The organism is Paenibacillus sp. NPDC101420, assembly GCF_050277435.1.
In the GTDB taxonomy this organism is placed as follows: Bacteria; Bacillota; Bacilli; order Paenibacillales; family Paenibacillaceae; genus Paenibacillus_AQ.
Map to the genome: position 1 here is coordinate 226,410 of NZ_JBNNSE010000006.1, position 24,292 is coordinate 250,701.

At 40.5% G+C, this 24,292-nt stretch carries 20 protein-coding genes; 17 read left to right on the forward strand and 3 right to left on the reverse strand.

Features of this window, described 5'->3' with window-relative positions; genetic code table 11:
- Positions 1-24 precede the first annotated feature (24 nt).
- From ACQKMP_RS23870 to ACQKMP_RS23890, 5 genes are all read left to right on the forward strand, one after another.
- On the forward strand, positions 25-948 hold the full coding sequence (locus ACQKMP_RS23870) for an ABC transporter permease (protein WP_081951042.1): 924 nt from the start codon (positions 25-27) through the stop codon (positions 946-948).
- Between the two features lie 56 nt (positions 949-1,004).
- The gene (locus ACQKMP_RS23875; RefSeq protein WP_371915721.1) at positions 1,005-1,859 is read left to right on the forward strand and encodes a carbohydrate ABC transporter permease; all 855 of its coding nucleotides are present in this window, start codon (positions 1,005-1,007) and stop codon (positions 1,857-1,859) included.
- 72 nt (positions 1,860-1,931) lie between these two features.
- Positions 1,932-3,533 carry an extracellular solute-binding protein gene (locus tag ACQKMP_RS23880; protein WP_427471358.1) on the forward strand — a complete coding sequence of 534 codons (1,602 nt, stop codon included), beginning with the start codon at positions 1,932-1,934 and terminating at the stop codon, positions 3,531-3,533.
- A gap of 80 nt (positions 3,534-3,613) precedes the next feature.
- Entirely contained in the window at positions 3,614-4,426 is an 813-nt protein-coding gene (locus ACQKMP_RS23885) for an MBL fold metallo-hydrolase (RefSeq protein WP_427471360.1), read from the forward strand.
- Between the two features lie 31 nt (positions 4,427-4,457).
- Positions 4,458-5,321, forward strand: coding sequence for a DMT family transporter (locus ACQKMP_RS23890; protein WP_427471362.1), 864 nt, complete (start codon positions 4,458-4,460; stop codon positions 5,319-5,321).
- Positions 5,322-5,471: 150 nt separating this feature from the next.
- Here the strand turns inward: ACQKMP_RS23890 and ACQKMP_RS23895 are convergent, their stop codons facing one another.
- Positions 5,472-6,449 carry a tRNA-dihydrouridine synthase gene (locus tag ACQKMP_RS23895; RefSeq protein ID WP_339245406.1) on the reverse strand — a complete coding sequence of 326 codons (978 nt, stop codon included), beginning with the start codon at positions 6,447-6,449 and terminating at the stop codon, positions 5,472-5,474.
- 250 nt (positions 6,450-6,699) lie between these two features.
- Here ACQKMP_RS23895 and ACQKMP_RS23900 point away from each other — a divergent pair, with 250 nt between their 5' ends.
- Together ACQKMP_RS23900 and ACQKMP_RS23905 are read left to right on the forward strand one after the other, a co-directional pair.
- On the forward strand, positions 6,700-8,925 hold the full coding sequence (locus tag ACQKMP_RS23900; protein ID WP_427471364.1) for an S-layer homology domain-containing protein: 2,226 nt from the start codon (positions 6,700-6,702) through the stop codon (positions 8,923-8,925).
- Between the two features lie 141 nt (positions 8,926-9,066).
- Positions 9,067-10,275 carry an MFS transporter gene (locus ACQKMP_RS23905; protein ID WP_427471365.1) on the forward strand — a complete coding sequence of 403 codons (1,209 nt, stop codon included), beginning with the start codon at positions 9,067-9,069 and terminating at the stop codon, positions 10,273-10,275.
- Between the two features lie 122 nt (positions 10,276-10,397).
- On the opposite strand, the gene ACQKMP_RS23910 is transcribed toward ACQKMP_RS23905, so the two are convergent.
- On the reverse strand, positions 10,398-10,775 hold the full coding sequence (locus tag ACQKMP_RS23910) for a hypothetical protein (RefSeq protein ID WP_427471367.1): 378 nt from the start codon (positions 10,773-10,775) through the stop codon (positions 10,398-10,400).
- Between the two features lie 563 nt (positions 10,776-11,338).
- Here ACQKMP_RS23910 and deoC point away from each other — a divergent pair.
- The 3 genes from deoC (at position 11,339) to ACQKMP_RS23925 (ending at position 14,173) form a co-directional block, all read left to right on the forward strand.
- Complete coding sequence (gene deoC / locus ACQKMP_RS23915) at positions 11,339-12,004, forward strand: deoxyribose-phosphate aldolase (RefSeq protein ID WP_427471369.1); 666 nt, start codon at positions 11,339-11,341, stop codon at positions 12,002-12,004.
- A gap of 55 nt (positions 12,005-12,059) precedes the next feature.
- On the forward strand, positions 12,060-12,836 hold the full coding sequence (locus tag ACQKMP_RS23920; protein WP_042185310.1) for a DeoR/GlpR family DNA-binding transcription regulator: 777 nt from the start codon (positions 12,060-12,062) through the stop codon (positions 12,834-12,836).
- A 137-nt stretch (positions 12,837-12,973) separates the two neighbouring features.
- Complete coding sequence (locus ACQKMP_RS23925) at positions 12,974-14,173, forward strand: CynX/NimT family MFS transporter (protein ID WP_427471371.1); 1,200 nt, start codon at positions 12,974-12,976, stop codon at positions 14,171-14,173.
- A gap of 62 nt (positions 14,174-14,235) precedes the next feature.
- On the opposite strand, the gene ACQKMP_RS23930 is transcribed toward ACQKMP_RS23925, so the two are convergent.
- Positions 14,236-15,930 carry a PucR family transcriptional regulator gene (locus ACQKMP_RS23930; RefSeq protein ID WP_427471373.1) on the reverse strand — a complete coding sequence of 565 codons (1,695 nt, stop codon included), beginning with the start codon at positions 15,928-15,930 and terminating at the stop codon, positions 14,236-14,238.
- Between the two features lie 265 nt (positions 15,931-16,195).
- On the opposite strand from ACQKMP_RS23930, the gene ACQKMP_RS23935 reads away from it, so the two are divergent.
- The 7 genes from ACQKMP_RS23935 (at position 16,196) to ACQKMP_RS23965 (ending at position 24,228) form a co-directional block, all read left to right on the forward strand.
- Positions 16,196-17,062: a DUF2877 domain-containing protein gene (locus tag ACQKMP_RS23935; protein ID WP_427471375.1), complete on the forward strand. Its 867-nt coding sequence runs from the start codon at positions 16,196-16,198 to the stop codon at positions 17,060-17,062.
- 15 nt (positions 17,063-17,077) lie between these two features.
- Positions 17,078-18,625 (forward strand): acyl-CoA synthetase FdrA, encoded by a 1,548-nt coding sequence (fdrA, locus tag ACQKMP_RS23940; RefSeq protein ID WP_427471377.1) that lies wholly within the window; start codon positions 17,078-17,080, stop codon positions 18,623-18,625.
- A gap of 2 nt (positions 18,626-18,627) precedes the next feature.
- Positions 18,628-20,055 carry a DUF1116 domain-containing protein gene (locus ACQKMP_RS23945; protein WP_427471379.1) on the forward strand — a complete coding sequence of 476 codons (1,428 nt, stop codon included), beginning with the start codon at positions 18,628-18,630 and terminating at the stop codon, positions 20,053-20,055.
- A gap of 85 nt (positions 20,056-20,140) precedes the next feature.
- On the forward strand, positions 20,141-21,301 hold the full coding sequence (locus tag ACQKMP_RS23950) for an ankyrin repeat domain-containing protein (RefSeq protein WP_427471381.1): 1,161 nt from the start codon (positions 20,141-20,143) through the stop codon (positions 21,299-21,301).
- A 31-nt stretch (positions 21,302-21,332) separates the two neighbouring features.
- Entirely contained in the window at positions 21,333-22,283 is a 951-nt protein-coding gene (arcC, locus tag ACQKMP_RS23955; protein ID WP_427471383.1) for a carbamate kinase, read from the forward strand.
- A 23-nt stretch (positions 22,284-22,306) separates the two neighbouring features.
- Positions 22,307-23,761 carry a cytosine permease gene (locus ACQKMP_RS23960; RefSeq protein ID WP_427471385.1) on the forward strand — a complete coding sequence of 485 codons (1,455 nt, stop codon included), beginning with the start codon at positions 22,307-22,309 and terminating at the stop codon, positions 23,759-23,761.
- 14 nt (positions 23,762-23,775) lie between these two features.
- Positions 23,776-24,228, forward strand: coding sequence for a nucleoside deaminase (locus ACQKMP_RS23965; RefSeq protein WP_042124600.1), 453 nt, complete (start codon positions 23,776-23,778; stop codon positions 24,226-24,228).
- The last annotated feature ends 64 nt before the right edge of the window (positions 24,229-24,292 follow it).

Genomic DNA, 24,292 nt, shown 5'->3' on the forward strand with positions numbered 1-24,292 from the left:
ATTCTATTCAGGAGGAGGTCAGTCATGTTTAAGAAGAAAGGTTTTTTTTATGAATTAAATAAGAATAAAATCATGTTTTTGATGATAGCACCGACACTGCTTTTTTTCTTAATAAATTCTTATGCTCCAATGGTCGGCATCTATTATGCATTCACAAGTTATGATTTTGCAGGTGGTTTATTTGGAAGTCCGTTTGTAGGATTAGACAATTTTAAATTTTTAACGCAATCTGGAATTCTGTTGAAGTTGACAATCAATACGCTTGGATACAACGTGGTTTTTATCATATTAGGTAACGCGGTATCTATAGGGGCAGCAATCCTATTAAGTGAAGTCCGAGGGAAGCTATTTAAAAAGTTATCACAATCCATTATGTTTCTACCCTACTTCGTTTCGTTTGTTCTGATTAGTGTTTTAGCGTTTAACATGTTTAATGCTGATTCTGGTTTTGTTAATCAGTTACTCAAATCGTTCGGATTGGATCCAGTAGACATATACAATACACCATGGCTCTGGCCATTTCTGATTACAGCATTTTATTTATGGAAGAACCTGGGTTATTCCATGGTCATTTATCTTGCATCCATCATGGGGATTAGCGATGAGTATTACGAAGCTGCCAAAATTGATGGTGCAAATATTTTTCAGCGAATCTGGTATATTACCATACCTATGCTGAAGTCAACATTTATCATTCTGCTCTTATTTGCACTCGGAAGCATTATGAAAGGTCAATTCGATCTGTTTTATCAGCTTGTCGGGAACAACGGAGTGCTCTTCAACGTTACGGATATTGTAGATACTTACGTTTATCGATCTTTGAAAGTTAATTTTGATATTGGTATGGCAACTGCTGCTGGTTTGTATCAGTCTATCTTCGGATTTGTAATGATTATGACAGTGAATTATATCATCAAGAAAATTAATGATGACTACGCATTGTTCTAAAGTAGGGAGGAGGGATTACATTGGATGACAACATTTTAAGTTCTAGAGTTTTCCGCATGATGGCTTACCTGATTATTATGATTTTTTCTTTGCTCTGTCTCTTTCCTTTCCTTCTGATCATTTCAGGCTCATTGACAGCCAATGAATCCATTATTCGCGACGGTTTTCACTTGATTCCTAAAGTGTTCTCGCTGGAAGGTTATGAAATGGTATTTATCTTTCCAACTCAGCTAATCAAGGCTTATGGTGTAACGATTTTTGTAACTGTGATTGGAACGTTGGTGGGATTGTTTCTTATTACGATGGCGGGTTACGTTCTGCAGAGGAAAGATTTCAAGTATCGCAATCATTTGTCCTTCTTCATTTATTTCACAACGCTGTTTGGAGGGGGGCTTGTGCCCTGGTACATCATGCTGACTACATACTTTGGGCTGGCAGACACCTATGCCGTACTGATATTACCTGGTCTTATGACACCTTTTCTCATTATTTTAATGAAAAACTTTATCAAATCTGCGATTCCGGAAGAATTATTCGAATCGGCCAAAATCGATGGCGCGAACGACTTTAGGATCTACTACAGTATCGTGCTGAAGCTTGCTATGCCTGGCATAGCGACTGTCGGTCTGTTCCTTGCTCTGACGTACTGGAACGACTGGTTCATGTCTTCTTTGTTCATTAATGACGTTAGCATGTATCAGCTTCAATACTACTTGTATAACACGATCAATACTATGATGTTCGTTTCTCAAATGGCCACTGGAACCGGTGTAACCCTAGGGCGTGACATTCCGACAGAGTCGACCAAGATGGCAATGGCGATCGTCGTTACTGGACCCATTATTTTCTTATATCCGTTTGTGCAGCGATATTTTGTGAAGGGATTAACGATTGGTGCAGTGAAGGGTTAGTACCGAAAGCAAACGAAAGGAACTCGTATGCGATCGGCTGACATAGATCATTTAATTAAGGGGAGGGTTAGTATGAGAAAAGGAAAAAAGAAATTGTTAACGATCGGCACTTCTTTATTCTTAACTGCAAGTTTGTTTGCTGGCTGCAGTAGTAATAGCACGAATACTAAGGAGGCATCGTCAGAATCAACAACGAATTCGAATTCGAATACCAGTACTCCAGCACCAGAAGCATCAGAAGCGACTGGAATCGACACATCCAAGAAAGTAGAGCTTCAGTTCTATATGCTGGGCGATGCCCCAAAGGATTTAAAGCTCATTCAGGATGAAGTTAACAAAATGGCATTAGAAGATTTGAATGCAACCGTCAAATTCAACTTCACAACCTGGACAGACTGGGAGTCGAAGTATAAGCTTCTGTTGTCCTCAGGGCAGCCGATTGACCTGATCTTTACGGCAGAATGGACAAATTACCAGTCATATGCGGTGAAAGGGGCTTTCCTTCCGCTAGATGATCTCCTACCGAAGGCTGCACCTAAGCTACAAGCATATGTACCACAGGATTTCTGGGAAGCAGTCAAGGTTGACAAGAAAATTTACACCGTTCCAGCTATCTGGAAGGAGTATGTAAATGATGGTATTGCCTATCGGGAAGATTTGCGTAAAAAGTATAATTTGCCAAAGCCGGAATCACTCGAAACGCTAGAGCAGTATTTGGATGGCATACGCAAGAATGAACCGGATATGCTACCTCTGGCGGATACTGAGGTTAGTCATGTAGATTCCATCCGTCAAATGACTACTAAAACTGTGAATACCAACGATAAAGTTCCATATGGACTTAGCATCATGTATGACACTCCAAGAGACGTAACCAGCTATTGGGGCTCTCCGCAGCATTTGGAAGATTTAAAAATGTTCAGGAGTTGGCAAGAAAAAGGGTACTTTATGAAGAATATGCTGAACATTAAAGATAGTGGTAGTGATATATTTGCTGCCGGTAAAGCCGCAGCAATTTTGGGAAGTGAGAATCCTAACCGCTTTGGTGATGCTGTTGTCAAAGTGAAATCACTGCATCCGGATTGGGAGCTAGGCTATTCCCCGTATCCGAACATGAAAGGATTCTCTTCACCCGTTCACCCGATTCATAATGGCTTTGCAGTTCCACGCAGCAGCAAAAACCCAGAGAGAGCTCTTGCTTTCTATGAGAAATTGGTCACGGATAAACGCTACAATTGGCTGACGCAATACGGTATTGAAGGCAAGCATTTTGAAATTGAAGATGGGAAATATTATAAAATGCTTGGTGATGCCCAATCAAATGGATTCACAAGAGAAGGTATGAATGGATGGGCATGGAGAAATCCGGAGTTCATGTTGTTTGATAAGAGCTATCAAGCTGTGCTAGACATGTTCGATGAAATGGATAAGATAGCAAAACCGAATATTTTCCAAGGTTTTGGAGAGGATTGGACGTCTTATCAAGCAGAGAAGGCGGCCCTTCTACAAGTTGAAAAGCAATACTTATATCCTTTGAATGATGGTATGGTTAAGGATGTTGAAGCCGGCTTGAAGTTATTTATGGAAAAGGCGAAAAAAGCTGGTCTCGATAAAATTCAAGCGGAATACACGAAGCAATGGTTGCAGTATTTGGATGATGCAAATATTAAGTGAGTGAGCCAGTTTAGAGTGTTACTCGTAGAGAACAACAGGATTAACCTCCTGTTGTTCTCTACTACAAGGGTGGTATATTTATGAAGGTTCTTTTTCATGGAACGGCTGCATTTGAAGGGATTCCCTCGTTATTCTGTCATTGCGAGACTTGCAAGCATGCCAAAGTACGTGGTGGAAAAAATATTCGTACACGCACTTCGGTCTTGATTGATGAAATACTTAAGATTGATTTTCCGGCGGACACCTTACATCATTCCATTCGTGATTCTGTAGATATGGATAAGGTTCGCGATTTATTGTTTACACATTCACATTCCGATCATTTGTATCCTGAAGATTTACTGATTCGTGCGCTTGGTTATGCTCAATTTAATGAAGAGGAAGAACTTCATCTATACGGTCATGATTTGCCTATTAAGCACTGTAGTCAATTGCTTGCCACGGAAAGGCATCGCTTCCAACTTCACAACTTGAAGCCCTTTGAAACCGTACAAACACAAACAGCTACGATTACGCCATTGCTTGCCAATCATGATTCTAAAGAAACTTGTTTATTGTATTACATAGAAAAGGATGAAAAAGCCATTTTCTATGGTCACGACAGCGGTTGGTTTCCCAAACAGACTTGGGACTGGTTGAAAGGAAAAAAACTGGATCTTGCTATTCTAGAATGTACGACTGGGAATGCCCCAAATTGTGAAGTTCACATGAATGTTGAAGATACTCTAAAAACACGGAAATGGTTAATCGAGAATTTTGTTATGAAAGCAGAAGGGCGAATCGTAGTCACTCATTTCTCTCATAATGCTCATCTGTTGCATGAAGATTTGGTTCATATTTTTGAGCCGAATGGGATTACAGTAGCATTTGATGGGATGCAACTGGACATATGAGTTAGCGCATAAGTGAAATGAGGATATTTCTATGATTTCAATGGCATTCTTTTTAGTTTTATTTTCAGGTATTACCCATGCGGTATGGAACCTATTTACAAAGAGAAGTTTGAATAAATACGTATTTCTCTGGTCGATTCATATTGTTGGTACACTTGCTCTATTACCTTATTTTATTATTGAGCTGCTCCAAGTTGAGCTTCATGCGGAGACACTTTGCTATATGGCGATATCTGCTTTATTTCAAGGGTCGTACTTCATTTTCCTCTCTAAATCGTATTCCTATGGTGATTTATCGCAGACCTATCCAATCATGCGAGGGACTGGTGTCATGCTAGTGACCTTGTTAAGTGTTGTGTTATTCGGGGATTCCTTAACTCTAGTAGGCTGGATAGGCTTTTGTTGTATCATAGTAGGGCTCTTTATTATTAGTGGAATCGTTAATCGTCATGTAAATCAAGGGGAAACGACTCATTCTATATCCATTTTTTATGCAATTGTAGTAGGGATGTGTGTTGCAGGCTATACATTAATGGACAAACTAATTGTCCAGCAATTATCTCCACTATCAACGCTTGAATTATCCAATATTAATTATGTAATCGTCGCTTTCTTCATGGTTATAAGAGCCGGTCGTGCACAAATTATAAGGGAATGGCAACAAAACTGGAAAATGATCTTGATTGGTTGCATTTGCTCGCCAGCTTCTTATTTTATGTTTCTGATGGCGATGAAGCTTGCTCCACTAGCTTCAATTGCGCCAATACGAGAAATTGGAACGGTTGTAGGTACGATTCTTGGCATACTTGTACTAAAAGAGAAGCAAGGAGTACGAAGAATTATCATGTCGGCTGTGATTACCTGTGGGATCATCTCCATTGCCATATGGGGATAAGTTGATTTACTAGAATTGAGGACTACGTTCTGACCGTATAGGGTAAAAATGAAAGGCCTCTCGTAGGAATACGAGAGGCCTTTCATTCTGTTAAGCATTAGATAGTTTTATACTGTCTAATTAACGGGGCAATTCACAGGTGAATATGCCTCATTCTAATTCTTGTTCTAAAACAGTTTTTACTAAACGACGTACTTCATCTGTTGATCTTGTATCCATTAATTGGTTTCTTAATTCGCTTGCACCTCTAAATCCACGAACATAGATTTTGAAAAAGCGAAGAAGTGGTTTAAATGAACGTGGCTCAAGTTCATTTGAATATTTATCGTGAAGATCCAACTGTAATAGAAGTAAATTGAGAAAATCCTTTGGACTATGTTCTTTAGGTTCTTTTTCAAAAGCAAATGGATTGGTGAAGATGCCGCGGCCAATCATGACACCATCAACGCCGTATTGCTCAACTAACTTTAATCCTGTTGCGCGGTCCGGGATATCTCCATTTATAGTTAATAACGTATTTGGAGCAATTTCATCGCGTAATTTTTTTATTTCAGGGATTAACTCCCAGTGTGCATCTACTTTACTCATTTCTTCTTTTGTACGAAGGTGAATGGAAAGATTCGCAATATCTTGCTTTAATATATGTGTTAACCAATCTCGCCACTCATCAATCTCAGAGTAACCCAATCTTGTTTTAACACTAACTGGCAATCCACCGGCTTTTGTTGCTTGAATAATTTCTGCTGCAACCTCAGGATGTAGTATTAATCCAGCACCTTTACCATTGGCTGCGACGTTTTGTGCGGGGCATCCCATGTTTAAATCGATACCGCGAAAACCAAGTTTTTTCATATCAATACTCATCTGTTCAAAAAATACAGGTTTATCACCCCAAATATGAGCGACAATTGGTTGCTCATCTTCTGTGAACGTTAATCGACCACGTACACTGTCTTTTCCTACAGGGTGACAATAGCTTTCTGTATTAGTGAATTCTGTGAAAAACACGTCAGGTTTGGCAGCTTCACTAATGACGTGACGAAATACAACATCTGTTACATCTTCCATTGGTGCTAATATAAAAAACGGCTTCGGTAAATCAAGCCAAAAGTTTTGTTCGTTACTCATATTATCTCCTCTTGTTGCGATATATAAAAACATATAAGTTATAGCAAAGACCTTTTACCCAACATACATATTATCATTTTTTTTCGTTTGATGCACAGAATCAATGATGTGAGCGACAGCCATGTTTGTGGTGGTAGTATCCACCAGCATATAAGGCCATGGCTTATTTGTTTATAATCTGTTTATTGATCCTTGTTATAATCCTGTAGACAAACGACATAACGCATCCAATGAACAGGGGGACAAGCAAGTGAACAAAAAGCAATGGATAAGCTCTATATTGGCTGCTGCTGTATTATCAAGCCCTATCCTTATGCCGACCAAAGGATCGGCTGCCGCTTCCTTTATTGATATTGATGGCTCATATGCAAAGAAAGCGATTTTTGAGCTATTCGATCAGGGGATAGTGACCGGTGTTGAAGAGAGTAAGTTCTATCCTACGTCGAATATTACACGGCAGGATTTTGCAATTATTTTAGCAAAAACATTGAAACTGGATGTTTCGAACCCTCCTGCGCTGCCAACCTTTCTGGACGTTCCCGCAAGCAACTACGCATACAGCTATGTAGAGGCAGCTGTCAAAGCCGGATTGATCAAGGGTACAGGCAGTAATCTTTTCGGTACGGGGCAAAATTTATCACGTCAGGATATGGTCGTCATGTTCGTGAGAGCATTGGGGGTCAATCCTACGGGTAAAGCTGGAACTTTGCAATTTGCTGATAGTAGCCAAATTGCTGATTATTCCAAAGATTTTATAGCTACCGCTGTAGAATATGGATTGATTACTGGATATAATAATTTTTTTAATCCTGATGCCAAAGTAGATCGTCAGGCTGTAGCTCTAGTAGCCTCCAAGTTTTTGAAGTTTAAGGAGAACGGGAATACTGAGCAGCCAAGCTCCACCCCAACTCCTCAGCCGGGTAAAGAAGTGGTAACAGTACCTACTCCTGTTGTTGGAGGGTCCTCCTCTTCACAAAGTGGGCATAGCAGCAATTCAGATATCAATGCACCTATGGTTGATAGCACCAAGTTCGAGGCGATCGATAACTACAACGGGACTCAAGATCAGCTTCGCGGTTTAGCGGGAGCCATTGGCGAGCAAGGAGCAGCAGTACAAGCCTTCCAGTGGACGGATGCGAATGAGAACGGTGAAGTAGATGCCGATGAATTAGGAACAGCCATCGCATTAGGCACCAGCGAAGCAGACGGATCTGTGAGTGCGGCCAATATTGGTGATCTGCGCGCAGGAACGTATCATTTTGTGATTACCGCTAAGGATTCATCAAATAATGAATCGGCGAAGGATGCTGCACATGCCGTTACGGTGACCTTAAGCAAGAACGAAGTTCCCGATACGACTGCACCGGTAGTGGACGCAGCCAAGTTCGAGGCGATCGACAGCTACAACGGAACACAAGATCAGCTTCGCGGGTTAGCGGGAGCAATAGGTGAGCAAGGAGCAGCAGTACAAGCCTACCAGTGGACGGATGCGAATGAGAACGGTGGAGTAGATGCCGATGAATTAGGAACAGCCATCGCATTAGGCACCAGTGAAGCAGATGGATCTGTGAGTGCGGCCAATATCGGTGATCTGCACGCAGGAACATATCGATTCGTGATTACCGCTAAGGATTCATCAAATAATGAATCGGCGAAGGATGGTGCACATGCCGTTACGGTGACCTTGAGCAAGAACGAAGTTCCGGATACGACTGCACCGGTAGTGGACGCAGCCAAGTTCGAGGCGATCGACAACTACAACGGAACACAAGATCAGCTTCGCGGGTTAGCGGAAGCCATTGGTGAGCAAGGAGCAGCAGTACAAGCCTACCTGTGGACGGATGTAAATGAGAACGGTGAAGTAGATGCCGATGAATTAGGAACAGCCATCGCATTAGGCACCAGTGAAGCAGATGGATCTGTGAGTGCGGCCAATATTGGTGATCTGCACGCAGGAACGTATCATTTCGTGATCACCGCTAAGGATTCATCAAATAATGAATCGTCGAAGGACGCTGCACATGCCGTTACGATTGAGCTTATTAATGGTGTTCTGATCACACCTACGGTTACTAGCTCCATATATGGCTTTGACGGAGGTATTTCAAAAACAAAACAGCTGGTAACTGGTTCTACGCAACGGACCATTCGCTTTGACTTTTTTTCCGGAGAAACCTTTACGAATGCTGAAGTTCAGGTAACGATAGAAGGCATGACCTTTACCACGAATGACTACTATAACATTAGTGGGTGGTTAAATCTTACGAGTGATCAAATTAGCAATGATGGGCATACGCTGACTTTCACAGGAAGCAACAGAGGTGTTTCGGATATCGCGTTTCAACTTGAAAATAAAAAGATGCCGGCCCCTGGGACCTACCTCATTAAGTTCAAAGCAGATGCGGATGGACCCGGAACAGCCAGATCTTATTCCGAAGAACAAGTCATTACCTTAATTATTTTGCCTCCGGCCTAAACTAGAAGCTTCTCATGAGTTCTTTGAACTTGTGTGAAGCTTCTTTTTTTATGAAAAATAGGATTGCTCAATATAGTCTAAATGAGTATTATGAGTAGGTATGTTCTTATAAAAATAGAGACAAATAGGATGGAGAGCACCATGACAACATCACGACAGAACGCATTGATTTTCTCGTTTACTTTTATGGCGTTTATTCTGGGTACGACGGAGTATATTATCGTTGGTTTACTCTCGGAAATATCCTCGAGCCTCGGAGTAACGTTAGCGACAGCCGGGGGCTTGGTATCTGGTTTCGCGATCGCTTATGCCATTGGCACACCCATTATGATGTCTTTGTTCAGCCGTATCCCGAAACGGATTACGATTCTTGTATCGCTTGTATTGATTCTGCTGCTGAATTTGTGGAGTGCTATAACTGGAACCTACAGTATGCTGCTAGTGACTAGAATAGTTACTGCCGTACTATGTGGTTTTGTTCTTTCTGTAGCCATTACAGTAGCGAATGAAGCGGTGGACCCGGAGAAAAGAGGCAAAGCGATCGCTACAATTTTGAGCGGTTTCGCTGTTGCGAATGTATTTGGTGTACCGATCGGCACTTTTGTAGGGCAGTATTTCAACTGGCCTGCAGCATTTGTACTAAATGGGGTATTAGCCGGAATTGCCGTAGCGCTAAATTATGCCTATATTCCACGCAAACTACCGAAGCCTGTGCCTAGCTCACTTAAGGATCAGATCGAACTGCTCACGAATGGACGCATTATTCTTGCGTTTCTCATTCCAGTTACGGCAGTGGGAGCGGTGTTTGTGATGTACACGTACATTACACCATTGCTGGAGCAAGTGATGAATATTCCTAAGAGCTCGGTTAGTGGCGTACTGTTTGTATACGGGATTGCCACGATTGTCAGCAACTGGATTGGAGGCAAGGTTGCAACCGGAAATGCGGTAAGTAAGCTTAGATTCGTATTTCTTATCCAAGCTGTGGTCTATATCATCTTTAGTTTGACCGCATCGATCTCGATTCTAGGAATGATCGTACTAATGATGCTAGCCGTAATGTCGAGTATTGTTAGCGCACCAGCCCAGCTCTATTTGATAGATTTGGCCAAGCAGTATTCACCAAGATCGAAGGACCTAGCTGCATCGTTGAATCCAGTAGCGTCTAACCTGGGAATCGCAGGAGGATCCGCAATTGGTGGAGTGGTTGCCCAGCATGGAGGATTAATCTCCCTTCCTATAGCTGCTTCCATCCTGGCGATATCAGCATGTGTGATTGCTTTGATATGTTATAAGTTGGATCAGCAAACTCAAGAAGGGGTTATTGCTCAGCATCATAACTTAACCTGAAGAGAAGTTATAGAGGTCGTCGGAAATCATCCGGCGGCCTTTTCGTATATCAACTAGTAATCTAGTAAAACAACACAAAAAATCCGTCGGAAGGAAAAATTCCATAGACGGATCGTGAGTTATTATATGCAAATCCAACCAAGGCCGGGGATTTCTTTCCAACTGCAGTTACCAGGGCCGCTGCCAGAACCACTACCAGAACCACTACCGGAACCACTACCAGGAGTAGCTGGCATTGTGGGAAACGGTCCTTCAGCCATGGATATCATTTTTACGTCAATGACAGCACTTTTGCCATCTGCAAATAGCACACTAATTGAATCAGTATTAACTGTATTGACATAGGCTACAACCTTTTGACCACTACTTAAGGTGAAAATCCCCCATTTTCCGAGGAAAGGTTGAATATCAGTGATGGTTAGATATGCAAATACTGGGCCACCACTAGAATGCGTCTGCATTCCTGGTTGTTGGGTGCCGCTTCCAGAATATATGGGCATGGGTCCGCCTGATTGCATGCCACCTGGAGTCATTGGTTGGAATGGGGGGAAACTACGACCTGGGCACACATAGTACGGATTTCTGAAGTAAAAATATCCCACTTATTAACCTCCTTAGATACCTCTAATTAACAGATACCTAAAGTCTATGCTCCTGCCTATGTATTGGTGTATGACACGAATAAGGGCTTCAACTTTACTATAATTGACTATATTCATAATTGTGTTATAATTCAAACATATGTTATTAATGTAACAATATATATTGGTAATGTAACAAATGAAATATCCTGGAGTTATTAGAAGGAGGAGTGTGATTCAGAACAGTAGTTGTTCCTGTGAGTTATTGGGGGAAAACCTGATTTGTAGCGGAAACTGAGGAATTGCAACTTAAACCGATACATATTAGGAGCACTTATTAGTTGCAGTTGCACGCACCCAGAGCTCGGTTCTTCACCTTCAATGGCTATGGAAAAAATAGTTACATGTAGTGCAATAACAATTGTTAGAATATTAACATTTTAAACGTTTTATAATTAATTATTAAGGGAGAAGTGAACAGAATGGACGTTAAAGATATATTAGGAAAAGTAGATCATACCCTCCTTGATGTTACTGCTACATGGGATGATATAAAGAATTTATGTGATGATGCGATGAAATACCAGACGGCCAGTGTTTGCATCCCAAGTGCTTATGTTAGAGAAGCTGCAAATTATGTAGAGGGCAAAATAGCAATATGTACAGTTATCGGATTTCCGAATGGTTATAGTACACAAGCCGTTAAAGTATTTGAAGCAACAGATGCAATTACAAATGGAGCATCGGAAATTGATATGGTAATCAATGTGGGCTTCTTAAAAAGTGGACGTTATGAGGAAGTTTGCGACGAAATACGTGCCATTAAAAATGCATGTGGAAGTAGAGTATTAAAGGTTATTGTTGAAACCTGTTTGCTCACCCAAGAGGAAAAAGTGAAAGTATGTGAGCTTGTTAAAAAAGCTGGTGCTGATTATATCAAAACATCCACTGGATTTTCAAAAGCTGGAGCAACTAAAGAGGATGTCAGCCTGTTTGCACAGAACATAGGTGAGAACGTGAAGATTAAAGCAGCTGGAGGCATTCGCTCTTTGGATGATGCTAAAGCATTTATCGATTTGGGTGCAGACCGTTTAGGAACTAGTGCCATAGTTAAAATTGTAAAAGGGCAGGAAGTATTGGGGTATTAGATATGGTATAATTCTGATAATTATACTTTATTATTAGTAGTTAGGATGAACCGGCATGGATAAGCAAGAGAGAGTAAATACAATTGTATCAATCCTAAAAAATAAAAGTGGCGCATCCATCAAAGAACTTTCACATCAACTTGATGTCACAGAAATGACTGTTCGCCGAGATATTAAATATCTAAAAGAAAATAAAATCGTTCAAGTTGTTTCAGGTGCGGTTATTTATAATGGTTCTGACCCTAATGAGAATAAACAAGATGAATATGATTTGACAACTCAAAAAAATAATCGAGCATCAGAAAAATATAATATAGGTAAGTTAGCAGCTTCACTAATCGAGCCTAACGATATTATTTTTATTGATATTGGTACAACAACTGCTCAAATCATCGAACATATTCCGTCAAATCATTCTGTGGAAATTGTTTGCTGTACTATGAACGCATTAATTGAGATTCATAAAAAAGGATTTAAGGATTTTATTCTTATTGGTGGTCATTACCGTCCAGAACTTCAAATGTTTGAAAGCAGAGAAGGGTTGGATTTAATAAGTAGAACACGAACAACAAAAGCATTTATTTCTGCTGCTGGAGTTAATGCTAAATTAGGCATTACTTGCACGAACAGTTGTGAAGTGGATACAAAGAATGCGGCAATTAATTGTGCTCTTGAGAAAATTTTAGTGATTGATTCCTCTAAGTTTGATATGGTTAAATCCACTTACTTTGCTTCGTTAAATGATTTTGATGCGATTGTAACCGATAGAGGTTTATCAGAAGAGTGGATTGAGAAAATCAAACAATTAAATATTTCTCTTTATCTAGCTTAGAAATTCAGCGCGTGCCGATACTCAATCGGTGCGCGCTGTTTGTTTTTATACTTTTAAACTACTTTCTTATATGTTATAACTAATGCTACATTCTGAAGATCATTTGGCATTTGATTAGTTGAGGGGAGATTTAGTTTTTGCATTCACCACAGACACAAGACAACAAGAATTCGTTATATATCATTTTACTCATTTCGGGGATTGTTCTGGTAGCCTTTAATTTACGCCCTGCAATTACATCGGTAGGCCCATTAGTGGGCATTATCCAAGAAGATGTGGGGCTTGCACACTGGAGTGCAGGTTTATTAATGAGTATACCTTTGATATCCTTCGCTGTTATGTCGTCTCTCGTTCCTAGAATCGCTGCTCGTTTATCCAACGAGAAGACGCTATTGTTAGGTTTGGTTATTCTTTTGGTCGGTATTTCAATTCGTTCCATTTCAATGACACTCTTTATTTTCGTTGGTACGCTATTGATTGGAGTAGGTATAGCCATCGGAAATGTTCTATTGCCGGTAGTTGTGAAGGAGAAATTTCCACAAAAGTTCGGTCTAATGACAAGTATCTATTCCACTTCAATGGGATTGTTCGCATCGTTAGCATCAGGTATTAGTATTCCTCTAGCCCATGGTCTGAAGCTTGGGTGGGACGGAGCCTTAATCGTATGGGGAATTCCGACAATCATAGCGATCGTGGTATGGATCCTTCTAATTAGATTAAATCCAGCCAAAGATAATGCAGTAAAAAGTGTAAGGATCAGTGCTAAGCAAATCTGGCGTTCACCACTCGCTTGGAAAATAGCGCTATTCATGGGATTTCAGTCTTCATTATTTTATATAACGATGTCTTGGTTACCTGAAATCTTATATAACTATGGCATAAGTAGGGGTACAGCAGGCTGGTTATTATCCTTCACACAAATTGTTGGCGTACCTGTTAGTTTTCTTGTTCCTATTCTTGCAGGACGACTACGCTCTCAAGTATGGATTGCATTCGCATTAGGCATGTGCTCCATTGTTGGTTATGGTGGCCTATGGATGGGCTCATCTTACCCCATAATGATCCTAAGTATTATCTTAATTGGTATCGCTTTGGGAGGGAATTTCCCATTGGCGCTAAGTTATATCGGAATTCGTGCCCGAAACGGAAATCAAGCTGCAGAATTATCTGGAATGGCTCAATCCATGGGATATATGCTTGCAGCCATAGGACCTATATTGATCGGTTATTTATACGATATGACCCAAGTGTGGACGATTCCACTGATCACACTGATCGTTATCTCTGGAGTAGTTACAACGTTTGGAATGTTGTCTGGCCGAGATAAGTATGTATAAAAAGACTCCCCATGTAGTAGACAGGTGTAATAATGAACCCTGCTGCTGTATGGGGAGTTTTTTTAAATCGTTTTATTTAAAATACTAAATATCTTTAGCGCTATTTGAATTCGTAGTAATTCTTCTGAATGCTTTAAGTCCAGATTTAGGATTTCCTTTATTTTCTCAATGCGATAGATAAGTGTGTTTCTGTGTAAAAACATAGCCTTTGAAGTTTCGGTGACATTCAGATTGTTAATAAAGTAATTTTCTAAAGTTAACATGTAGCTTGTGCCATGTAATTGATCATGATCATAGATTTTACCTAGACACTTCCGAAAAAATTCTTCTAAGGCAACGACTTTGATATTTGCTTCCAACAGATGGTAAACCGAATAATCTTCGAAATGTGAGACCTTGTTTTGAAGGTTTTTTTGTTGCATCAATTTAATCATTTCGTTCGCCTCAGAAAAGCTATTATGCAGCGAGCTGATTGTACTGTATTGCTGACCAATGCCTATTAAGAGTGTTTCCTTCGTTCTTTCAATAAGTACCTCAAGCAGTTCATTTGCATATAACTTGGCATCACTAATCGCAACAGGAGGTCTTTCTTCATTTTGCCCTACTAGAATGATGACTCTATTATTTCTATAAAAGCACTTTATTTCTCCAATCGCTTTATGCGACAAGTCATAAATGATGTCCACACATTTTTTTGCAATAGACTCCATTTTATACTTTCCGATAATCATATCTTCAAACTTGTCTGCTTCATTCATTTCAATATTTATCACCATACTGTAATACATATAACTTGGATTTAATCCATGTAAATAACATAAGGTTTGCAGCGCTTCATGGGATGATATTTTCCCCGAAAGTAAATCATCAATGGAGTCCTGCTTAATTCTTATTTCAAGTTCGCTAATTTCCTTTGCTTTGATCAGCTCGAGTGCCATGATGGTGGAGGCTTGCTGCAAAATAATGTAATCAAATTCTGATAGCTCTTGCACTGTCTGCCAAATCACAATATAGCCATAAATATAGTTTGAAGCAGCGACAGGAATCACTCGACATTTTATTTCTGCACCTTCTGAATGATAGGTCCTCTTAATAGACTTTTTCATTTCATTTAGATTGGTAGGAATAGTATCGATGAACGCTTTATTAAAAACAGGCTGTCGATTTGAAAAATCAAGATAATACTCAAGAGGACTGTTGTTCTTCGCATGTTCAGTGTGATGCAATAATCGCCAATCCTTGTCTACGACAATAATAGGATTACTAATCGTTTCGGATAACATGGAAGTTATTTTGGCAATACCACCGCCTTCGAGGGTGATTTTGAAGAACAAGTTATGTATATCTAAAGTCTTTCTATTGAGCAAATCATATCTTCCGGAAACCTTCTCATTAATGATCGAGATCATGTTAGAGAGTGTGTATTCAAAGGGCAGTTCTAAAAGGGGCAACCCATACTTATTGGCTTCATCAATCATGTTCTGAGGAAGCTTGTCAAAGTACCGTTTCATTTTTACAACCAATCCTGAACAGTTCAGCTCCGCAAGTTCCTTAATAATTCGATTTTGTAGTTCTGCATTATTTTTAAAGATGTAGCCTGTTGATAAGAGTAGTTCGTTAGGTGAAAGCCAGTCAAAGGCGTCAGGATTCTCAATAATGTTAACGATGGATATGGATTTATCAATGCCTTGTTCTCCAGCAACAATTTTTATTCCCTCTATAGCCTTGATCTTCATTAAGTCTTTAACAGTTAGCAATTTTTGGCACGCTCCTCAGACACACTTTTAACACATTCGCTTGTATAACATGCACAAATAGGATGCACTCTTTTTGGTTCGCTTAAACGATGACGATCCCTACCAGTATATTATATATTAAGTGCGTAAGGTAGTTACGCTCGTCGTTACCTTTGTATGATGTAACCAAATCATATTATTCAATGCATTCATCCATCTGTTGAAGTGAAAAGGAGGTCAATCACCTTTTTTTAAAATATAAGGAATTAAAACAGAGGTGAATCTAGTGAGATTTGCGAAATCCGGTGATGGAGAATTTATTCAACGAATCATTCATCATAAGTTTCATGGTTTTGTTCATAGCATGTTTAATCGCACAATCAATATTCAATGTTTGGATCGTGGAGATTTGTATACTATTGCGTGTAAGGGAATCGATAATGCTCCTAATACACTTATTATTGACTTAGAACACTTTGAAGAAGCAGATATCAGGGTGAATGACATTGTAAGTTCGGATCATTCCGTTTTATCAATTGCTAATAAGATGTCTATCACAATGAATGGTGTTAAGAAATGGAATTGTAAACTGCCTAAATATCCTTCAGAAGCTGATGTCTTAATAATGAATGTATCCACCATGAAGCAATATATCAAACTTCACGGAAATAACAGCAGAATTGAAAGGGCTTTCAAGAGTAGCAATCCTTTTGACGATGAAATGTCTAGAATGCTTCATGAACGGACGCAATTACTTGTATCGGATTTGCAAAACAAGCGAATCTCTACTGCAATCACACATGCAACTTCACTCATAGGCCTTGGACCAGGCTTAACGCCAGCCGGTGATGATTTCTTGGTGGGATTGTTTACCGTCATGGGCATCGAGAATCATCAATACTTTTCACACCAATCGTTTTGTGAAGAAGTCGTCTTACATGCGAAGGCTTTAACCAATGATATCAGCTATATGGCATTAGCTAAAGCAGCAGGTGGCCAGGTAAGAGAGTCTATAAGTGACTTAATGGAAGCTTTATTTAGAGGTAGCGAAGAGGAATTGCTATTGGCTTTAGATAGGGTACTGGCTATAGGGTCCACTTCGGGTACTGATATAGCTCTAGGAATTGTTGCAGGGCTGGAAATGAACATGTAAATGGGAGGTAAAAGTATGACTGTTAAAGTTTTAGTAAAACCAAACACGTATATCGATTCCGTATCTTTGATGTCACTTTCAACAAAAGCGAATCAGATCGAAATCGTAGAACAAGCCATTATTGCAATGGGTACTGAAATGAATAAAGAGGTCATTAGAAATGTGGGCTTGATGACACCTGAAGTAGAAAGTGCCAAAACAAGTGATTTAGTGATTATTGTGAAGGCTGCCTCTGAAGAACTATGTGAGGGTGCTTTCGAAAGCATCAATGATTTGTTAACGAAAAAGAAAGATTCCTCTAAAGGAAAGAGTGAGGTTAAATACTCAACCATTACCTCAGCTGTAAACGGTACTCCTGAAGCTAACTTAGCGATTATTGCCGTAAATGGGAGCTACGCTCCTAGAGAAGCAAGAAAAGCTCTTGAAAATAATCTTCACGTCATGCTGTTTAGCGACAATGTAAGTATTGAAGATGAAATTGAATTAAAGACTTTAGCCCAAGAAAAAGGCTTGCTAATGATGGGGCCAGACTGTGGAACTGCGATTATTGGTAATGTCGCTTTGTGCTTTGCGAATGCCGTGAGAAAAGGCAATATAGGGATCGTTGGCGCATCAGGAACAGGTAGCCAAGAGGTAACGGTTCGTATTCATGAATTTGGCGGTGGAATCACACAGTTGATCGGTACAGGCGGTAGAGATCTAAGTGAAGAGGTTGGCGGCATTATGATGCTGGCCGGAATTAAAGCGTTAGAAGAGGACGATGCAACAAAGGTTATTGTTCTCGTATCTAAACCACCAGCACCAAGTGTAGAAGAGAAAGTACTAGCACAAATTAAACAATGTAAGAAACCAGTCGTGGTTTGGTTTGTGGGTGGGAATGAAGAAAAGGTTACCCAAGCTGGCGGTCATTTTGCAAAAATGTCAAAAGAAGCGGCACTTAAAGCGGTACTTTTAGCTGGAGCAGACGAATCGAAGCTTAACAAACGTGCGTTAAATCTTCCGCTTATTGAAGAAGTGCGTGCGAAGTTAAATCCTCAGCAAAAATATATCCGTGGACTATTTAGTGGCGGTACGCTCTGTGATGAAGCGATGCACATTGCTATGGAGAAATTCGATAATGTCTACAGTAACATTCAGAGAGATCCTGAATATCGCTTAAAAGATGTTAGAGTAAGCCAAGATCATACCTTTATTGACTTCGGAGACGACCAATTTACACAAGGTAAGCCACATCCAATGATAGATCCATCCACTCGGATTGAAAGATTTATTCAAGAAGCAAAAGATCCTTCTGTCGGTGTTATTGTGATGGACTTTGTTCTAGGCTTCGGAGCGCACGAAGATCCTGTAGGCGCAATGCTTCCAGCGATTATCGAAGCGAAGCAAGCTGCTGAAGATGAAGGAAGACATCTAGAGATTATTGGATACATTCTTGGAACAGAGCTAGATAGTCAAAATATCGAAGGTCAAATTAATAAATTGTTAGCTTCTGGTGCTACACATGCTAGCAGCAGTCAGAACGCAGGTCTACTAGCAAGAGAATTCGTTGTGAAAGGAGAATAGTCATGAGTAAAATCAATGAACTTTTTACGAATAAACTAAATGTCATAAATGTAGGCATTGCGAACTTTAGAGATGATTTGTTAAAACAAAACGCGAATGTAACTCACTTGGAGTGGACGCCGCCAGGCAGAGGGAATCCAGAATTAATTGCTGCGCTGGATAAGCTTGAAGACCCAAGTGTTACAGATAAGATTGAAGCTGCTAACAAAGAGGCTGTTGAGCGAATTATTAACTCGCAACCGGTATTGATTGGCTTTGACCAAGCGATCAATGTGGTTCCTGGTATGACGAAAAATACGATTTTACATGCTGGCCCGCCAATCACTTGGGAACGAATGAATGGTCCGATGAAAGGTGCGATAACAGGGGCTATTGTATTTGAAGGACTTGCCCCCAATATTGACGAAGCAGCTGTACTAGCCGCGTCCGGAGAGATTATTTTCTCGCCATGTCATGAACATAACTGTGTTGGTTCCATGGCTGGTGTAACATCGGCTTCCATGTTTATGCATATTGTTGAGAATAAAACTTATGGAAATATTGCCTATACAAATTTAAGTGAACAAATGTCCAAAATCCTTCGCATGGGTGCCAATGACGAGAGTGTTATCCAGCGTTTGATTTGGATGCGAGATGTATTGGGTCCTATTTTAAGAGATGCGATGAAACTTAATCCAAATGGGATTGACTTGCGCCTAATGCTCTCACAAGCCCTTCATATGGGGGACGAGTGTCATAACCGAAATGTAGCTGGAACAACCCTGCTCATTCAAGCACTAACGCCTTATATTATCCAAACCGATTTCACGGTTGAACAGAAAAAAGAAGTATTTGAATTCGTTAGCAGCAGCGATTATTTCTCGGGTCCGACATGGATGGCGCTATGTAAATGTGCCCTTGATGCTGCGCATGGCATTGAGAATAGTACGATTGTTACCACAATGGCTCGTAACGGAGTGGAATTCGGTATTCGTGTGAGCGGAATAGCTGGAAACGTGTGGTTTACAGGTCCTGCACAACAAGTAATTGGTCCTATGTTTGCCGGTTACAAACCGGAAGATTCTGGTCTTGATATAGGAGACAGTGCGATCACAGAGACCTATGGAATTGGCGGATTTGCTATGGCAACTGCACCCGCTATTGTTTCGCTTGTGGGGGGTACCGTTGATGATGCAATCAGCTACACCACAAAAATGGCAGAAATCACAACCACTGAAAATCCTAATGTAACGATTCCAATGCTTGACTTTATAGGGATTCCAACAGGTATTGATATTCAAAAAGTCATCCAAACAGGAATTATGCCGATTATCAATACAGCCATTGCACATAAAGATGCGGGGATTGGAATGATTGGTGCAGGTATCGTTAACCCTCCAATCGAAGCATTTGAACAAGCATTACTTGCATTAAGTGAAAATATTAAATAAGAAGAGGGCTAACTTGCTTAGCCCACCATTCTTATTTCGAACTAGACGAACATCTTCGTGCTAGGCTGTGAAGGAGTGAACAATTTTGGATAGTCTATCCTTGAATACAAAACTTATTGAGGCGAGTGAACAGGGAGAACTGGCTTCTGTTGAGAAACTATTAGGCGAAGGTGCCAGTGTTGATTATAAAGATGCTGCAGGGCGAACAGCGTTAATGGCGGCAACTCAAAACAATCAAATCGCGATTGTTAAAAGATTAATAGAAGCAGGAAGTGACGTGAACACTAGAGATATTACACAACTCTCACCGTTTATTTGCTCAGCAGCAAATGGGTTTTATGAAATCCTGCGTCTCATGATTGCTGGTGGAGCTGATTTGAAGAGCGTGAATCGATTTGGAGGAACAGCGCTGTTACCATCGAGCGAAAAGGGCTATTTAAAAACAGTAGAGGTGTGTATTGATGCTGGGGTTCCAGTGAATCATGTCAACGACTTAGGCTGGTCAGCCCTACTTGAAGCAGTCATATTGGGGAATGGCGGACGACTATATTCTGACATTATTGAAGCGCTTGTTCATGCAGGGGCAGATATGCATTTGCCTGATCGAGATGGGCTCTCATCCCTACAACGTGCCGAAGAGAACGGTCAGCATAATGTCGTGAAGATTCTAGAACAAAGCTTCCAAGAAAATAATGAATATGTGAAGCAGGCAAAGGCTCTCGCTAACAACGATCAATATGAAGAAGCTATATCCATCATCAATAGAGCGCTAGAAATGGATGCTGACAACCTGGATTTCATCTATTATAAAGGGTATTTCTTGCAAGAACTAAAGAGATATGAAGAGGCACTTCGATGCTATGAAAGCGCTATCTCTATTGATTCAGCTAATTTAGAATTTTATTTCTACACAGCGAATTGTTTGAGACTGTGGAAAAAACCGGAGGAAGCTCTTCAGGAATATGATAGAGCCTGTGAGCTGGCGCCTAATGAAACGTTCTATCGCTACCACAAATCCAATTATTTAAGAGAGCTTGGGCGACACCAAGAAGCAGTTATCGAGATGGATAAGCTGCTAGCGCTTCAGCCGAATAGATATGACTTCTCCTTCCATAAGGCGAACAGTCTAAGATCGCTTGGTAAGCATAAAGAGGCCATTGAGGCTATCGAGAACGCAATTAAGAATGATCCAACAAATCCGTTATACCACTCACACAAAAAGCAATCTCTTGAGTTACTCGGTTAGCGCATAAAAATTGCAACATAGGAGGCATCAGATGAAAGAGACTGTAATCGTTGCTATTGGAGGGAACTCATTGGTCAAGGAAAATGGCCTGGATTCAATTCATGACCAATCTGAAGCAGTAAAAGAAGTTGTCGTTAATATTGTTGATATGGTGCAAGAGGGCTACAATGTCGTCGTTACACACGGTAATGGACCACAGGTAGGATTTGGGCTAAGAAGATCTGAGATTGCACATGAAATTGCCGGCATGTCTCCTGTTCCACTAGTGAATTGTGGAGCTGATACACAAGGTGGAATCGGTTATTTAATTCAACAAGCTTTAATTAATGAATTTGCAGTTAGAGGGATCCACAAGAATGTAGCTACGGTGATTACACAAGTCGAAGTAAGCTCAGAAGACCCTAATTTCAAGAATCCAACGAAACCAGTAGGATCCTTCTTTTCCAAAGAGCAAGCGGAAGAAATGAAAAAAGAACATCCGGAATGGAGCTTTGTAGAAGACTCTGGCAGAGGATACCGTAGAGTAGTTCCATCCCCAAGACCTATAGATATTGTGGAGAAAGACGCGATTAAGTCATTAATCGACGGGGGCTTTGTCGTTGTCGCTGCAGGTGGTGGAGGTATCGCAGTCGTGAAGTCTGATGATAACACGTACAAAGGTGTTGATGCAGTCATCGATAAGGATTTTGCAACGAGTCTTTTAGCAGAGCAAATTCATGCGGAGACCTTAATTATTACAACGGGAGTGTCTAGAGTATGCATCAACTATGGTAAGCCGAATCAAAAAGAGCTTTCCAAAATGACGGTTAATGAGACTAAACAATATGTGCTAGAAAATCACTTCCCAGCAGGAAGTATGCTGCCTAAAATTGAGGCGAGTTTAAGCTTCTTAGAGAACAACGGAACGCGAGTTATTATTACGAATCCGGAAAGCTTAAAAGATGCGATCAATGAACAGGCAGGCACTCATATCGTGAAGTAATTTAAGCGAGGGGAAGTGTAGATATGGATCAAGCAAAATTGGAACAAAATTATGATAGGTACAAATCATACGGTTACGGTGAGGAATTACTGCCCAAGAAGCCTGAGCAAAGAGACTGGGGAATGTCCAACTATATAACCCTTTGGATGGGTGCTGTTCATAATATTATGTCGTATATGACAGTCGCAGGTTTCTTCGTCTTAGGGTTGGATACAACACAGGTACTCTTTGCCGTTATGCTCTCGGCCATTATTGTCTCCGCATTTTATGCTTTAAACGGATATTCTGCCTCCAAATATGGGCTGCCATTCGCGATGTTGCTTCGTGATTCATTTGGGGTAAAAGGAGCAATTATACCGGCATTGATACGAGGACTTGTTGCCGGATTAGTATTCTTTGGAACCACTACCGTTGTTGGTGCAGAATCATTAAATGTTATATTTGCTAGATTTATTCCGAATTATATGGATTTAGGCGGTGGCTTCACACTCTTCGGGTTAGCATTCCCGACAATGATCTCCTATGCGATTCTTTGGACAGCAACGGTTCTGTTGTTCTTAGGTGGAATGAAAACATTAGGTAAGTTCGGTAACTGGTCTTCCCCAGTAGTGTATGTGTTTATTATTGGTGCTGCTGTTTGGGCGATCAAGATTGCCGGAGGGTTTGGACCGATTTTAGAGTATGTACCAGCGAACCCAAGCTCAAGTCCATTAGTCTTTATTGCTTGCGTGAGTGCATTGGTATCTAACTGGGCGGGTCCTGTTGTGAATATGTCGGACTTCACACATCGTGCGAAATCACCAAAAGCGGCTATGATTGGGTTGCCGGTAGGGTTTATCTTATCTTATATTCTTTTTGCCATCACTTGTGTGGCTTTAATCGCGGGTACTGAAATTGCGTTTGGTGAGCCGATTTTCAATATCGTTCATGCCATTGATAAAATTGAAAACACTTTCGCTGTTGTTGTATTGATTCTAGCGCTAAACGTAGGAGCAATCGCCTTCGTAGTGTTTGCAAACCTATTGCCAGCTGGCTTGCAAATGTCATCTCTTTTCCCGAAAAAATTCACTATAAAAACTGCAGGTGTCTTAACAGCCGTTGTTGGAACTTTGATTTTGCCATGGAAGCTGGTAGAAAGTACAACGACTTTATTCTACTTCTATAGCTTTATTGGGTCCATCTTTGGTCCAATTGCGGGTATTATGCTTTCAAGCTTCTTTATTCATCGGAAAAGAGTATTAAATCTTGATAATATCTATGTCCCAGCAGGTAGCAATGGTGAATATAAGAATGGTTACAATCCTGTTGCGATGGCTGTTTTAGCAGTCAGCTTCATCCTTCCTATGTCAGGTGCATTTCTTAAGGGTATCCCCTTCCTAGTTAGAATGAATGATTTTGCTTTCTTTAGTGGCTTAATTGTTTCGTTTGTTCTATACACCATCTTTAGCAAAACACTAAAATCATCCCAATTAAACTAGAGGAGGAATTTGAAATGGATTACATGAAATTGGCTGTAGACGCAACGATTGAGGGTATGAACAAGAAATTTGGAGGCCCGTTTGGTGCAACGATTGTCCGAGGCGATGAGGTAATTGCAGCGGTTAGCAATACAATGATGAGAGACACGGATCCTTCCGCACATGCGGAAATGGTAGCTATCCGAGAAGCTTGCAAAAAGCTAGACACGATGGACTTATCGGATTGTGTAATTTATGCCACCTGTGAACCGTGTCCGATGTGTATGGGCGCTATTATTTGGTCAGGTGTTAAGGAAGTTCATTATTGCAGCACAAGAGATGATGCGAAAGAGCATGGCTTCTCTGACATTCACCTTCGCGAATATTTTGTGGGTCATGATGAGAGTGTTGTTAATATGATTAAAGTGGAAGCTAGAGAAGATTGCGATCATTTATGGACGCATTTCCACGAATTAAACAAGAAATAATTCATGCGGTCTCCTATATTTTCCGGCACTATTTTAGTGCCGGATTTTCCTGTTCTTCTACAGA

Excerpts from the sequence above, each read along its gene's own strand:
- ACQKMP_RS23870 (WP_081951042.1), top strand. The coding sequence starts at position 25 with ATGTTTAAGAAGAAAGGTTTTTTTTATGAATTAAATAAGAATAAAATC.
- ACQKMP_RS23875 (WP_371915721.1), top strand. The coding sequence starts at position 1,005 with ATGATGGCTTACCTGATTATTATGATTTTTTCTTTGCTCTGTCTCTTT.
- ACQKMP_RS23880 (WP_427471358.1), top strand. The coding sequence starts at position 1,932 with ATGAGAAAAGGAAAAAAGAAATTGTTAACGATCGGCACTTCTTTATTC.
- ACQKMP_RS23885 (WP_427471360.1), top strand. The coding sequence starts at position 3,614 with ATGAAGGTTCTTTTTCATGGAACGGCTGCATTTGAAGGGATTCCCTCG.
- ACQKMP_RS23890 (WP_427471362.1), top strand. The coding sequence starts at position 4,458 with ATGATTTCAATGGCATTCTTTTTAGTTTTATTTTCAGGTATTACCCAT.
- ACQKMP_RS23895 (WP_339245406.1), bottom strand. The coding sequence starts at position 6,449 with ATGAGTAACGAACAAAACTTTTGGCTTGATTTACCGAAGCCGTTTTTT.
- ACQKMP_RS23905 (WP_427471365.1), top strand. The coding sequence starts at position 9,067 with ATGACAACATCACGACAGAACGCATTGATTTTCTCGTTTACTTTTATG.
- ACQKMP_RS23910 (WP_427471367.1), bottom strand. The coding sequence starts at position 10,775 with ATGCCCATATATTCTGGAAGCGGCACCCAACAACCAGGAATGCAGACG.
- deoC (WP_427471369.1), top strand. The coding sequence starts at position 11,339 with ATGGACGTTAAAGATATATTAGGAAAAGTAGATCATACCCTCCTTGAT.
- ACQKMP_RS23920 (WP_042185310.1), top strand. The coding sequence starts at position 12,060 with ATGGATAAGCAAGAGAGAGTAAATACAATTGTATCAATCCTAAAAAAT.
- fdrA (WP_427471377.1), top strand. The coding sequence starts at position 17,078 with ATGACTGTTAAAGTTTTAGTAAAACCAAACACGTATATCGATTCCGTA.
- ACQKMP_RS23945 (WP_427471379.1), top strand. The coding sequence starts at position 18,628 with ATGAGTAAAATCAATGAACTTTTTACGAATAAACTAAATGTCATAAAT.
- arcC (WP_427471383.1), top strand. The coding sequence starts at position 21,333 with ATGAAAGAGACTGTAATCGTTGCTATTGGAGGGAACTCATTGGTCAAG.
- ACQKMP_RS23960 (WP_427471385.1), top strand. The coding sequence starts at position 22,307 with ATGGATCAAGCAAAATTGGAACAAAATTATGATAGGTACAAATCATAC.
- ACQKMP_RS23965 (WP_042124600.1), top strand. The coding sequence starts at position 23,776 with ATGGATTACATGAAATTGGCTGTAGACGCAACGATTGAGGGTATGAAC.